Consider the following 12948-nt stretch of genomic DNA (forward strand, 5'->3'; position numbering starts at 1 on the left):
AGAAAAAGATTCAAAGCATGACGATAAGATAGTACCAGATGGAGAGAGGGCGTTTGCTGTGCTGACCTATTCATTCGAGAACATCGGGGCGGAATCGCTCTACGAGCACCTCTACCGCTGCATCCGTGCGGACATACTCGCCGGGCGCCTGCAGGCGGGCGAGAAGCTGCCGTCGAAGCGCTCGCTCGCGCACCAGCTCGGCATCAGCGTCATCACGGTCGAGGGCGCATATGGTCAGTTGGTGGCGGAAGGCTATTGCCAGTCGGTGCCGAAGAAGGGATTCTTTGTCGCGCGTCTTTCCAGCCTGCCCATCAAGCCCGCTCAGGCGCAGCGTGTCCATCGCAAACCGGAAGCGTGTTTGCCTGAGTACCTGGCCGACTTCACGGCCAACAGTCTGCGCCCCGAGGATTTCCCGTTTAAGACGTGGACGCGCCTCTTGCGCCAGGTCATGGCGCAGCAGGCCGAAGAGCTCTTGGAGCGCTCGCCCGGTATGGGCATCATGAGCCTGCGCGAGACAATCGCCAATCATCTGCGCAGCTTCCGCGGCCTCGATGTCGCGCCGGAGCAGATCGTCGTCGGCGCGGGCACGGAGTACCTCTACGGACTGCTCGTGCAGCTTTTGGGGCGCGACAAGTGCTTCGGCGTTGAGAATCCCGGCTTTGACAAGATCCGCCAGGTCTACCGCCAGAATGCCGTGCGCTGCGTGCCCGTGGCGATGGACGAGCAGGGCATCTGCCCGCAGGAACTCCAAGAAAAAGGTGTCGACGTCCTGCACATCAGCCCGTCGCACCACTTCCCGACGGGCTGCATCACGCCGATCAGCCGGCGCTATGAGCTGCTGGGATGGGCGAGCGCGGGCGAGGGCCGCTTTATCATCGAGGACGATTACGACAGTGAATTCCGGCTGACGGGCCGCCCCATCCCGACGATGATGGGCATCGATGTCAGCGGCCGTGTCATCTACATGAACACCTTCTCGAAGACACTGACGCCGACCATCCGCATCAGCTACATGGTCCTGCCCGACAAGCTCGTCAAGGTCTTCCACCGAGAACTCGGCTTCTACAGCTGCACCGTCTCGAACTTTGAGCAGTATACGCTCGCGCGCTTCATCCGCGCAGGCTACTTCGAGAAGCACATCAACCGCATGCGCAACTGCTACCGCAAGCGGCGCGAGGCCTTGCTGCAGACGATGAAGGCGGGCGGCCTCTTCCATCACGCCGACCTCATCGAGCGCGGCTCCGGCCTCCACTTCCTGCTGCGCTTCCACACGGGGAAAGACGATCATGTGCTGCAGCAGGAATTGTCGCAGAAGGGCATCCGCATGCGTCCGCTCAGCGACTATTACGTCGGTAGTGCCGAGGGCGCGGCGCACACCTTCGTGCTCAACTACTCTGGCATGGAAGAGGATTGCCTCGACGAGGCCATCGACCGCATCGTCTCATGCCTTGAGGCGTGACCGTATAGATATTTGCTATGTACCCGATAGGGAATCTATATTTTCCATATATGATGATTCATGATATAATGAGAAACAATGAGACAGAGTCGTCACTCGCAGTGGATAGATGAAAGATAGAGGTGCTTCTTATGTTGATGGGTCTTACCGTACCAAAACTCCTGCTGATCTTCGCAATCGGCTTGCTGGTCTTCGGACCGGGCAAACTGCCGCTCGTCGGCAAATCGCTCGGCAAGAGCGTCCGCGAATTCAAATCCGCCGTCACCGAAGACGAGAAGGCGGAGGCCAAACAGATTGCCCAGGCAGAGCAGAAGACCGAGACTGTTGCAAAGTGAATCTCGCATCCGTGCACGAGCATCTTTGAGGAATACCTCAGGGATGCTCTTTTTTTAACCCCTTGTTGTCGCCCAACATCGTGTCATGACGGGCAGTCGGTTAAACTTGATTTGCAATCTCAGATTTTTTGAGTACAATGAAGGTGTGTATTTACGACAAAAGGAGAGTCTTATGTATCTGAATGAATTAAAAGCCGGTGAGCGCGCAGTGGTGCGCTCGGTCGGCGGAGAGGGAGCGCTGCGGCAGCATTTCCTCGACATGGGCGTGATACCGGGCGCGGAGATCACGCTCGTGAAGTTCGCGCCGATGGGGGATCCCATTGAGTTCCGCATCCACGAGTATGAGCTGACACTGCGCATCGACGATGCGAAGCAGATTGGTATCGAGAAGCTGCCGGGCTGGGAGTCGGACCAGCATCCAGCGGTCCACATCCCGCATGAACCGACGGACCATCCGGGCCTCGGCGAGGGCGGCCGCTACCACGTGCAGCAGGGCGAGCACCCGCTGCCCGACAGCCAGTTGCTGACGTTTGCGCTCGCGGGCAACCAGAACTGCGGCAAGACGACGCTTTTTAACCAGCTGACGGGCTCGAACCAGCATGTCGGCAACTTCCCGGGCGTCACGGTCGACCAAAAGAGCGGCAGCATCCGCGGCCACGCGAACACGAAAATCACGGACCTGCCGGGCATCTACTCGATGTCGCCGTATACTGAAGAGGAAATCGTCTCGCGCGAGTTCATCCTGCGCGAGCAGCCGACGGGCATCATCAACATCGTCGACGCGACGAACATCGAGCGCAACCTCTACCTGACGCTGCAGCTCATCGAGCTCGACCGCCCGATGGTCCTCGCACTCAACATGATGGACGAGCTCACGGGCAATGGCGGCTCCGTCGACATCAATGCGATGGAGTCCTTGCTCGGCATCCCGGTCGTGCCGATCTCGGCAGCCAAGGGCGAGGGCATCGAGGAACTCGTCGCGCACGCCCTGCACGTCGCGCATTACCAGGAGAAGCCGGGCCGCATGGACTTCTGCGATGCGGAGAGTCATCGCGGCGCGGTGCACCGCTGCCTGCACGGCATCATGCACCTCATCGAGGATCACGCGAAGGAAGCGCGCATCCCGGTCCGCTTCGCCGCGACGAAGATTGTCGAGGGCGACAGCCATGTCATCGAAGCGCTGATGCTCGACCAGAACGAGATGGAGATGATCGAGCACATCATCTGCCAGATGGAGAAGGAGCGCGGCCTCGACCGCTCGGCGGCCATCGCCGACATGCGCTTTTCCTTCATCGGCAAGCTCGTCGACCGCACGTTCCACAAGGCGCACGAGAGCCGCCAGCACGAGCGCAGCCGCCGCATCGACAAGATCCTGACGGGCAAGTACACGGCCATCCCGGCCTTCATCGCCATCATGAGCCTCGTCTTCTACCTGACGTTCAATGTCATCGGCGCGGCCCTGCAGGACCTCATGGCCGCAGCCATTGCCTTCCTGCAGGATGAGGCGGATGCCGCCATGACGGCTGCCGGCGTCAATGAGGCGATGCACTCGCTCGTCATCGACGGCATCTTCCAGGGCGTCGGCACGGTGCTGTCGTTCCTGCCGATCATCGTGACTCTCTTCTTCTTCCTGTCCCTGCTCGAGGACACGGGCTACATGGCGCGCATCGCCTTCGTCATGGACAAGTGGCTCAGGAGGATCGGACTGTCGGGCCGCAGTATCGTGCCGCTGCTCATCGGCTTCGGCTGCTCGGTCCCGGCCATCATGTCGACGCGCACGCTGCCTTCTGAGCGCGACCGCCGCATGACGATTCTCTTGACGCCGTTCATGAGCTGCTCGGCCAAGCTGCCAATCTACGGCTTCTTCATCGCGGCATTCTTCGGCGACTACGGCGCCCTGCCGATGATCGTCCTCTACTTCGGCGCGATGCTTGTCGGCATCCTCATGGCCTACCTCGGCAAGAACACCATCTTCAAGGGCGAGGCCGTGCCTTTTGTCATGGAGCTGCCGAACTACCGCATGCCGGGCCGCCGCAATGTCATGCAGCTGCTCTGGGAAAAGTCGAAGGACTTCCTCGAGCGCGCCTTCTCCGTCATCTTCATCGCGACGATTGTCATCTGGTTCCTGCAGACGTTCGACTTCCGCCTCGACATGGTCGCGGATTCCTCCGAGAGCATGCTCGCCTCGATCGCGGGCGTCATCGCGCCTGTCTTTGCGCCGCTCAGCTTCGGCGACTGGCGCATCTCGACGGCGCTGATCTCGGGCTTCATGGCCAAGGAGAGCGTCGTTTCGACACTCGGCGTCCTGTTCGGCACGAGCTCCATCTCGACGGTGCTGACGCCTCTTGCGGCTGCATCGCTTCTGGCCTTCTGCCTGCTCTACACGCCGTGCGTCGCTGCCATCACCTCCGTCAAACGCGAGCTCGGCACGAAGTGGGCCATCTGGGTCGTCATCTTCCAGTGCGTCATCGCCTGGATCGTCGCCTTTATCGTCCATACAATCGGCATGCTCCTGTAATCAAGATCAAGATATCGAGATACTAAAAAGCGGCTGTACGCGATGTACAGCCGCTTTTCTGCATGTCAATCTTCGACGTCCCGTGTCTCGAGATAGAAGAAGAACGCGGTGACGATGATGGCTAAGATCAGCCAGATGGAAGATGGCATATAGACCTCCTGTCGATTATGGCATGGGGTGAATCGGCAGCGGACGAATGGTTCGCCGCTATTTCTTGCTTTCAGTATAGCAGAGGATTCCGGCCTCTGTCAAAGCTTTTCGCCACGTCTCTTCGAGCATGGGCAGGCGCCAGCGGGCGTTGGCCGGGCTCGTCGAGGGCATGGCGTAAAAGGCGATGTCGGGACGCTGGAGCAGCGCCTTGTTGTGGCGCCGGAAGGCCTGGGACGACTTGCCGCCGTTGAAGAAGATGGCCCGGATGGCCGGGTACGCCTGCAATAGCGCAGTGAAGTCATTGCCCCGCTCCTCGCGGATGGCGGAGTCGAGGCTGCCCTCGCGCTCGCACTGCCCGATAGAATCCCAGAGGGCAATGTGGTGGTCTAGCAGCATAGCGAGCTTTTCCTCATAGCGGGAGGGCAGCGCTTCGCCGAGCAGGTCGGCCATCATCGGCCAGAAGCGGTTCTGCGGATGGGCGTAGTACTGCTGTTCCTCGAGCGACTTGACGCCGGGCATGGAGCCTAAGATGAGCGCCCGGCAATCCTTGTCGATGCTGGGCGACAGTCCGATACAGAGCATGTGGATGCGACCTTTCTGGATAAGCGAGTCAGCGGTTCTCAAAGGCCTTGGCCAGATGCTCGAGGCCATTTTGGAGCGTGCTCCAGGGGCAGGCGATGTTGAGGCGCTGGAAGCCGCGGCCCGCCTTGCCGAAGATGTGGCCGGAGTCGAGCCAGAGGTTCGCGTCGTTGATGATGATGTCGTCGAGCTCTTCGTCGGAGAGGCCGTAGGCCGAGAAGTCGAGCCAGAGAAGGTACGTGCCCTCAGGCTCGATAAGCGTCACCTTGGGCATCTTCTCGGCGAGGAAGGCCTTCGTCTTCTTGTAATTGCCTTCGATGTAGGCCAAGAGCTCCTTGAGCCACGAGCCGCCTTCTGCGTAGGCTGCCTGGGCGGCGAAGAGGCCGAGCGCGTTCGGCTGGCTGTAGCCGGCCGCCGAGATCTCAGCGCGGAAGCGCTTGCGAAGCTCGTCATTCTCGATGAAGATGTTCGAGATCTGCAGGCCGGCGAGATTAAAGGTCTTCGACGGCGAGGTGCAGGTGATCGTTTGCGCCGCAATCTCCGGCGAGAGCGAGGCGAGCACTGTGTGGCGGAAGCCAGGGCGCACGAACTCCTCATGGATCTCGTCGGAGACAATCAGCACATCGTGCTTGAGGCAGATGGAGGCGATGCGCAGCAGCTCCTCGCGCGTCCAGACGCGGCCGGCCGGATTGTGCGGGCTGCAGAGCAGGAAGAGCTTGACATTATTTTTGACAATCTTATCTTCAAAGTCCGCAAAGTCAATCTCGTAGTGGCCGTCCTTGAGGACAAGAGAGCTGTTGACGAGCTGGCGGCCGTTCTGGCGGATGACCTCGCTGAACGGATAGTAGACGGGCTGCTGCAGGAGGACGGCATCGCCGGGCTTCGTGAAGCAGCGCACGGCTGTGGCCAGCGCGAAGACGACGCCCGGCGTGATGGTCAGGGCCTTCGTCGAGGGCGTCCAGTCGTGGTGCTCCGTCATCCAGTCGACGATGGTCTGCTTGTACGACTCTTTCGGGTCGGTGTAGCCGAAGATGCCGTGCTGGACGCGGCGCGTGAGCTCCGCGATGACGGGCTGCGGTGTGGAAAAGTCCATGTCGGCGACCCAGAACGGCAGGATGCCCTGCGGATAGCCGCGCTCGACGGCAAAGTCGTATTTGAAGCACGAGGTGCCGCGGCGGTCGATGACTGTATCAAAATCAATTGGCATAAAAATCACTCGCTTTCTGTGGGAAGGGCTAGCAGGGAGCCGGAGGGATCAGCTGTTCAAGGCCTGGTCGAGGTCAGCAATGAGGTCCTCGGGATCCTCAATGCCGACAGAGAAGCGCAGCAGGCGGTCGTCGAGGCCCGTGCGCGCGAGCAGCTCCTTCGGCATCTCGGCATGCGTCTGGGCGATCGGGTACGTCAGCAGACTTTCGACGCCGCCGAGGCTCTCGGCGAAGGCAATGAGCTTGAGGCGGCCGAGCACTTTGATGGCGAGTTCTGGCGACTTGACCTTGAAGGAGATCATGCTGCCAAAGCCCGTGGCCTGGCTCTTGTGGAGCGCGTGGCCCGGATGGTCGGGCAGTCCGACGTAGTAGACATCGGTGACAGTCGGCTGACGCTTGAGCCAGTCGGCAATCTTCATGGCATTTTTTTCCTGGCGCTCGACGCGAAGGCCGAGCGTCTTGATGCTGCGCAGCAGCAGCCACGAGTCGATCGGCGTCAGGTTCGGCCCTTCCGACTTGATGTAGAGCTCGAGATCTTTGCCGTAGCCGGCATCAGCGTCGGCAATCGCGATGACGCCCGCGATGATGTCGTTGTGGCCGCAGATGTACTTCGTCGCACTGTGGACGACGATGTCGGCGCCGAGCGTCAGCGGCTTCTGGAAATGCGGCGAGAGGAAGGTATTGTCAACGGTGAGCAGGGCGCCGTTCTCGTGGGCGAGCGCAGCGAGGGCGCGGATATCGCTGACGAGCATCATCGGGTTTGACGGCGTCTCGATGAAGATCATCTTCGTCTCCTGGCGGATTTTTGCCGCCGTCGCCTCGAGGTCGGCCGTGTTGACGTAGTCGAAGGTCAGTCCGTACTTCTTGTAGATGTCGTTGACGAGTCGGACGGTGCCGCCGTAGAGGTCCTCGGAGAGCAGGATGTGGTCGCCGGGATTCAGCAGATGGAGCACCATGTTGATGGCGGCCATGCCCGATGAGACGGCCCAGGCGCGCTGGCCGCGCTCGAGCTTGGCGAGGACGTCCTCGAGCTCCTTGCGCGTCGGATTGGCGACGCGGCCGTAGTCAAAGCCCGTGCTCTGCTTGTAGCCCGGGTGGCGGTATGTCGCCGAGAGGTAGATCGGTTCGCTGATGGCGCCGGTCGCATCGTATTTGTGGCAGCCGTGCACTTCAAGGGTGTAATCGTTCATGAGATTCCTCCTGTTAAGCAAATCTTTGGAAGACATATCGTTCTAGTAGGTATAGCTGCTATTATAAGGGAAAGCAGCTGTTCTTGTCAATGACATCAGCACGGCAGGGCGATGCGCCGCGTCGCACCCTCTTCCGACTGGAAGTTGGCGCTTGTGAGGTCGCGCAGTTCCATCAGCCGCGACTCGACTTCTGCGGGCGGCAGCAGGAGGTGGAGCGTGACAGCTTCGGCGTAGTCGGCCTCCTCTGTGCGGATCTCCTGCTGCCGGATCCAGTGCTCGACTGTCGCCAGGAGGTCGTAGCCGATTGTCACATGGAGCTCGGTAAAGGGCGTCATCTCGATGCGCGTGGCCGCTTCGATGCCGAGCACGGCGGCATGGCCGTAGGCGCGGATGAGTCCGCCCGCGCCGAGCTTGATGCCGCCGAAGTAGCGCGTGACGACGATGACAACGTCCGTCAATGCGTTCTTCTTGATGGCCTCGAGGATGGGGTTGCCCGCCGTGCCGCCCGGCTCGCCGTCGTCGTTTGACTTCTGCTTGTCGGCGCGCTCGCCGAGCACGTAGGCAGAGCAGTTGTGGCGCGCGTCGAAGTACTGCTTCTTCATGGCCTGGATGAAGGCGCGCGCTTCTTCCTCCGTCTCGACGTGGCGGATGTGCGTGATGAATCTCGATTTCTGTATCTCGTAGAGCGTCTCGACGGAGTCGTCCGTCTCGCGTATGGTTCGGTAGCCGTTCATGATTGCCTCCTGGATGTATTTCTTTCTTAAAATAATTATACCCTATTTCCTGCGCGTATGTCTCATCTGAAAATTTTATCTGCAGAGCTATGGTAATTGCTATCGTTTTGTAGTATCCTTTAGGTTGAAATAATGGAAGTGTCGCGGATGGCAATGCTATACAAATCACAGATCGAAGCGGCACTGGGAAGGTTGTGTTATTAAGGTAATGAACGAGTCGAAAATGAACAGAGGGTTAAAGAATCGCCATCTGCAACTGATCTCGCTGGGCGGGGTCATCGGCAGTGGTTACTTCCTCGGCACCGGGTATGTTCTCGAAAAAGCGGGCCCGGCCGCGATCCTCGCCTATCTCTTGGGCGGGGTCATCGTGCTTTGCGTCATGCTCTGCCTCGCGGAGCTGGCGGTGGAAAAACCTGTATCGGGTTCTTTTGTCACGTATGCAAGGGAGCACATCTCTCCGACCTGGGCCTGCGGTGTGGGCTGGGCCTACTGGACGACCTGGGTTGCGTACGTTCCATCCGAGATGATTGCCGCTGGCATCATCATGAATAACTTTATACCAGAAGTCAGCCAGCTCTGGTGGGCTGTGTTCTTCGGACTCCTGGTGACGATTCTCAATCTGTTCCATGTCGATAAGTTCGGCGAGAGTGAGTTCTGGCTGTCTCTGATCAAGATCATCGCTCTTGCAGCCTTCAGTATCGTGGCCGGCCTCATCTGCCTCGGCCTCATCGGCGATCAGGGCTATATCGGCACAAAGGTCCTTCTCGGCAGCGGCGGCTTCGCGCCGAACGGCTACTGGTCGATCGTGCTGACGATGGTCATCATCCTCGTCAACTTCCAGGGCACGGAGATTATCGGCCTTGCCGCCGGCGAGTGCGAGAAGCCGGAGAAGAGCATCCCGATTGCGGTGCGCAACGTGACATGGCGCATCATCGCGCTCTACATCATCCCAATCTCGCTCCTGATCTCCATCCTGCCTTGGGACAAGGCGGGCCTCGATGAGAGTGTCTTTGCGGCAGCTGTCACGCAGTACGGCCTTTCGGGCTTCGGCGCGTTCTTCGCCTTCGTCATCCTGACGGCGGCCATCTCGTGCTCGAACTCGGGCCTCTACGGTGCGGCTCGCGCCCTGCATGCGCTCGCGCGCATGGACATGGCCCCGAGCACGCTCGGCCACATCAACAAGAACGGCATGCCGTCGCGCTCCATCCTCGTCTCGATCTGCGCGTGCTGGGCCGTCATCCTGCTCTACTCGTTTGACCCGGATTCAGCGCTCTACACGTACCTCTTGGCCGTATCGGGCTTCACGGGCGCGATTGCCTGGATCTCGATCTGCTGGAGCGAGTACCGCAGCCGCAAGCGCAAGATCGCCGAGGGCACGGAAGGGGCGCTGCGCTACAAGACGCCGTTCTTCCCGTATGTCACGCTGTTCGGCATCTGGGCACAGGTCTTCTGCCTCGTCGTCATGGTCTTCGAGCCAGAGCTGCGCGAGGCCCTCTACGCCGGCGTCCCCATGCTCGTATTCCCGATGGCCTGGTACCGCCTGCGCCAGCACCGCCGCGCCACCAGCGCCGCACGTGCACTTCACTGAATCGAATCCGTCAAAAGCCGCTTCTTGGATAGAGGCGGCTTTTTTGTTGCCATCTCGCATGGGGAGGCGCCGTAGCTGCTTGTCAACGTTGCGCTGTGCAGGACTGCGTGACATCCAGCATGGCGAGACGGCGGCACCAGCACCCCAACGCTGCGCGGCAAATTCCTGCTAAAGCGATTTTTGTCTTCCAATGAATCCCTAGAAAAGAGCAAAACGCGCTGCGCTTGAACGGCTGCTCTTTTCTAGGGGCATGAGAGGAAGACAAAAATCGCTTCTTCACGCAGGAATTTGAACGCTCCGCTAACGGGGTGCTGGTGCCGCCTTCTTTCGAGCAACTGAGCCTTCGGACATCGAGATAGCCAGGCAGTTCCGTGTGTTGACAGAAGGCTTCATCTCGTTTCATGGAAGCTGCAAAAAAGAAGATGAATGAAGCGAGTGAATAGGGCGGGAAGGAACTGAGCCGCAGTGGGCAGACATAAGCGGAGCATTGGCAGAGCTGCGTCAAGAAAGAATTTTTTTGCCGACCAGATCCCCTGAAAAAGACAAGCGTCCAAGCGCAGCGCGTTTTTGTCTTTTTCAGGGTCAAATTGAAGGGCAAAAAAATTCTTTCAGCAGCCTGCCCTGCGCAGTGTTGTCTGCCCGCTGCGGCGTCTTATATGACTCGATGTAAATCGAATCTGAATCCGCAAATCACCTGCAAATCAAAAGCCCCCTGCCATGCAGGAGGCTTCTTGTAATGTGTGTCGTTGTGGGAAGCGATTACGCAGCTTGCTTCTTGGCGTATCTCTTTTCTTCCTGATCCATGACGATGGCGACGGCGCCGTCACCGGTGATGTTCAGGCAGGTGCGGAACATGTCGAGGACACGGTCGATGCCGGCGACGAGAGCGAGGCCTTCCATCGGGAGGTTGACGCTCTGCAGGACCATCGCGAGCATGATGAGGCCGGCGCCCGGGACGCCTGCCGTGCCGATGGAGGCCAGCGTGCCCGTCAGGACGATCATGGCCATCTGGCCGTACGTCAGGTCGATGCCGAAGACGTTCGCGATGAAGAGGGAGCAGACGCCCATGTAGAGTGCCGTGCCATCCATGTTGATCGTCGCGCCGAGCGGCAGGACGAAGGAGGAGACATCGCGCGAGACGCCGAGTTTCTCCTGGCTGTTCTTCATGTTGACCGGCAGCGCCGCTGCACTCGAGCAAGTCGTGAAGGCGATCAGCATCGCCTCACTCATGCCACGGAAGAACTGTGCCGGCGTATGGCCGCCCCAGACCTTGGCGAGCGTCGAGTAGACGGCAACCGCATGGATGAGGCAGCCGACGGCGACGCAGGCGATGACGGAGATCAGCGGCAGCAGGACGGATGGGCCGTTCTTGGCGACGACCGGCAGCAGCAGGGCGAAGACACCGATAGGAGCGAAGCTCATGACGATGCCGATGATCTTGTAGGAGACCTCCGCGCAGGCGTCGAAGAACTTGATCAGGATGTCTGCGCGCTCGCCGCCGACCTTGAGGATGCCGACGCCGATGAAGAGCGCGAAGACGATGACCGGCAGGATATCCGCCTTGGCCATCGAAGCGACCGGGTTAGCCGGGACCATCGCGACGAAGACCTGCATGATCGACGGCGCTTCCTTGACCTTGACGACAGCGTCCGATGTCATCTGGAGGCCGAGGCCCGGATGCGCGAGGCCTGCGACGCTGAAGCCGATGATGATGGCGATAGCCGTCGTGACGAGGTAGAGCAGGATCGTCTTGATGCCGATGCGGCCGAGCTTCGTCGTGTCACCGAGGCTCGTCATGCCGACGACGAGCGAGCAGAGGACGACGGGGACGATCATCATCTTGATGAGGTTGATGAAGATCGTGCCGATCGGGGCGATCCACCAGTTGATGAACGGCAGTGCCGGTTCGCCCGCAATCAGGCCGACGATGACGGCCAGCACGAGCGCGATGAAGATCTTGATCGATAAGTTCATGAAAATCACTCCTTGGGTATTGCGTACTTCGCGTATGCGTGATCAGTCATTGGCTGCGATATATTTTCGCATTTGTATGATAGATAATGCCAATTCCTTATTACAGTTTTTTATTATAGAGAAAAGAGCAGGGGATGTCCACTGGTATGGAATAAGTATACGGTATACATACATCGTACGTGGACAATGCGGGGCAGTATTCTGTATTATTGTAAATCGAATCCGATTCCTTGACACAATCTCTTTGCGTATAATTTTGCTTATAATAAGGAAGACAGCTTTGCCGTGCATGATTCCTGTGAGCAGCGCGCAAAAAAAATGCGGGGAAACGATTGTCAAGGCACTTCTCTTATGATATAATTTCTAACGGTGTAAAAATAGCACGCGCCTCGATCGCTGCCCTGTGCCCGAAATGGGTGGTGCAGAGAAATGAAAGGTGCGGAAGAAAAAAACAGGAGGTGCACCAACATGGCAGTTATTTCCATGAAACAGTTACTTGAAGCAGGTGTCCACTTCGGACATCAGACCCGTCGTTGGAACCCGAAGATGGCAAAGTACATCTTCACGGAGCGCAACGGCATCTACATCATCGACCTTCAGAAGACGGTCAAGAAGGTTGACGAGGCTTATGCATTCCTTCGCAGCGTTGCAGAGGAAGGCAAGAGCGTCCTCTTCGTCGGCACGAAGAAGCAGGCTCAGGAAGCCATCAAGGAAGAAGCTACGCGTGCTGGCCAGTTCTATGTCAACGAGCGCTGGCTCGGCGGCATGATGACGAACTTCCGCACGATCCAGAAGCGCATCGCTCGTCTCAAAGAGCTCGAGGCTATGGAAGCAGACGGCACGTTCGAAGTCCTCACGAAGAAAGAGGTCCAGGGTCTTCGCCACGAGATGGAGAAGCTCGAGCAGTACCTCGGCGGTATCAAAGAGATGAACAAGTTGCCGGGCGCACTCTTCATCGTCGATCCGCGCAAGGAGCGCATCGCCGTTGCTGAGGCTCGCAAGCTCAACATTCCTATCGTTGCAATCGTCGACACGAACTGCGATCCGGATGAGATCGACTACGTCATTCCGGGCAACGATGACGCAATCCGCGCTGTCAAGCTCCTCACGGGCCGCATGGCTGATGCAGTCCTCGAGGGTCGTCAGGGTGAGGATAGCGAAGCAGAAGCTGCAGAAGCACCGGCTGCTGAATAATCCAGAAATCCAGATTCGATAA

At 59.0% G+C, this 12948-nt stretch carries 11 protein-coding genes; 5 read left to right on the forward strand and 6 right to left on the reverse strand.

Annotation, left to right across the window (positions count from 1 at the left end; genetic code table 11):
• Positions 1–58: 58 nt before the first annotated feature.
• From QDI87_RS09630 to feoB, 3 genes are all read left to right on the forward strand, one after another.
• Entirely contained in the window at positions 59–1459 is a 1401-nt protein-coding gene (locus QDI87_RS09630) for a PLP-dependent aminotransferase family protein (RefSeq protein WP_036378281.1), read from the forward strand.
• Positions 1460–1593: 134 nt separating this feature from the next.
• Positions 1594–1794 (forward strand): Sec-independent protein translocase subunit TatA/TatB, encoded by a 201-nt coding sequence (locus tag QDI87_RS09635; RefSeq protein ID WP_036378305.1) that lies wholly within the window; start codon positions 1594–1596, stop codon positions 1792–1794.
• Between the two features lie 172 nt (positions 1795–1966).
• Positions 1967–4312: a ferrous iron transport protein B gene (gene feoB, locus QDI87_RS09640; protein ID WP_036378280.1), complete on the forward strand. Its 2346-nt coding sequence runs from the start codon at positions 1967–1969 to the stop codon at positions 4310–4312.
• A gap of 207 nt (positions 4313–4519) precedes the next feature.
• On the opposite strand, the gene QDI87_RS09645 is transcribed toward feoB, so the two are convergent.
• The 4 genes from QDI87_RS09645 to QDI87_RS09660 form a co-directional block, all read right to left on the reverse strand.
• Entirely contained in the window at positions 4520–5044 is a 525-nt protein-coding gene (locus QDI87_RS09645) for a DNA-deoxyinosine glycosylase (RefSeq protein ID WP_036378279.1), read from the reverse strand.
• Between the two features lie 28 nt (positions 5045–5072).
• Entirely contained in the window at positions 5073–6248 is a 1176-nt protein-coding gene (locus QDI87_RS09650) for a MalY/PatB family protein (RefSeq protein WP_036378278.1), read from the reverse strand.
• 48 nt (positions 6249–6296) lie between these two features.
• Positions 6297–7436, reverse strand: a complete 1140-nt coding sequence (locus tag QDI87_RS09655; protein ID WP_036378277.1) for a trans-sulfuration enzyme family protein — start codon at positions 7434–7436, stop codon at positions 6297–6299.
• A 95-nt stretch (positions 7437–7531) separates the two neighbouring features.
• Positions 7532–8170 carry a YigZ family protein gene (locus QDI87_RS09660; protein ID WP_036378276.1) on the reverse strand — a complete coding sequence of 213 codons (639 nt, stop codon included), beginning with the start codon at positions 8168–8170 and terminating at the stop codon, positions 7532–7534.
• 208 nt (positions 8171–8378) lie between these two features.
• On the opposite strand from QDI87_RS09660, the gene QDI87_RS09665 reads away from it, so the two are divergent.
• A complete protein-coding gene (locus tag QDI87_RS09665) occupies positions 8379–9758 on the forward strand; it encodes an amino acid permease (RefSeq protein WP_036378274.1) in 1380 nt (459 codons plus the stop codon).
• Between the two features lie 82 nt (positions 9759–9840).
• Here QDI87_RS09665 and QDI87_RS09670 read toward each other — a convergent pair whose 3' ends face one another.
• Positions 9841–10356, reverse strand: coding sequence for a hypothetical protein (locus QDI87_RS09670; RefSeq protein WP_148485479.1), 516 nt, complete (start codon positions 10354–10356; stop codon positions 9841–9843).
• A gap of 161 nt (positions 10357–10517) precedes the next feature.
• Positions 10518–11732, reverse strand: a complete 1215-nt coding sequence (locus QDI87_RS09675; protein ID WP_036378271.1) for a dicarboxylate/amino acid:cation symporter — start codon at positions 11730–11732, stop codon at positions 10518–10520.
• A gap of 468 nt (positions 11733–12200) precedes the next feature.
• Between QDI87_RS09675 and rpsB the strand changes: the two genes are divergently transcribed.
• Positions 12201–12926, forward strand: coding sequence for a 30S ribosomal protein S2 (gene rpsB, locus QDI87_RS09680; RefSeq protein WP_036378270.1), 726 nt, complete (start codon positions 12201–12203; stop codon positions 12924–12926).
• The last annotated feature ends 22 nt before the right edge of the window (positions 12927–12948 follow it).

It is taken from the genome of Mitsuokella jalaludinii, assembly GCF_928722185.1.
Classification (GTDB): domain Bacteria; phylum Bacillota; class Negativicutes; order Selenomonadales; family Selenomonadaceae; genus Mitsuokella; species Mitsuokella jalaludinii.

What these genes read in the sequence shown, in the direction of transcription:
- QDI87_RS09665 (WP_036378274.1), top strand. Translation starts at nt 8,379, where the DNA reads ATGAACGAGTCGAAAATGAACAGAGGGTTAAAGAATCGCCATCTGCAA.
- QDI87_RS09645 (WP_036378279.1), bottom strand. Translation starts at nt 5,044, where the DNA reads ATGCTCTGTATCGGACTGTCGCCCAGCATCGACAAGGATTGCCGGGCG.
- QDI87_RS09655 (WP_036378277.1), bottom strand. Translation starts at nt 7,436, where the DNA reads ATGAACGATTACACCCTTGAAGTGCACGGCTGCCACAAATACGATGCG.
- rpsB (WP_036378270.1), top strand. Translation starts at nt 12,201, where the DNA reads ATGGCAGTTATTTCCATGAAACAGTTACTTGAAGCAGGTGTCCACTTC.
- feoB (WP_036378280.1), top strand. Translation starts at nt 1,967, where the DNA reads ATGTATCTGAATGAATTAAAAGCCGGTGAGCGCGCAGTGGTGCGCTCG.
- QDI87_RS09650 (WP_036378278.1), bottom strand. Translation starts at nt 6,248, where the DNA reads ATGCCAATTGATTTTGATACAGTCATCGACCGCCGCGGCACCTCGTGC.
- QDI87_RS09675 (WP_036378271.1), bottom strand. Translation starts at nt 11,732, where the DNA reads ATGAACTTATCGATCAAGATCTTCATCGCGCTCGTGCTGGCCGTCATC.
- QDI87_RS09660 (WP_036378276.1), bottom strand. Translation starts at nt 8,170, where the DNA reads ATGAACGGCTACCGAACCATACGCGAGACGGACGACTCCGTCGAGACG.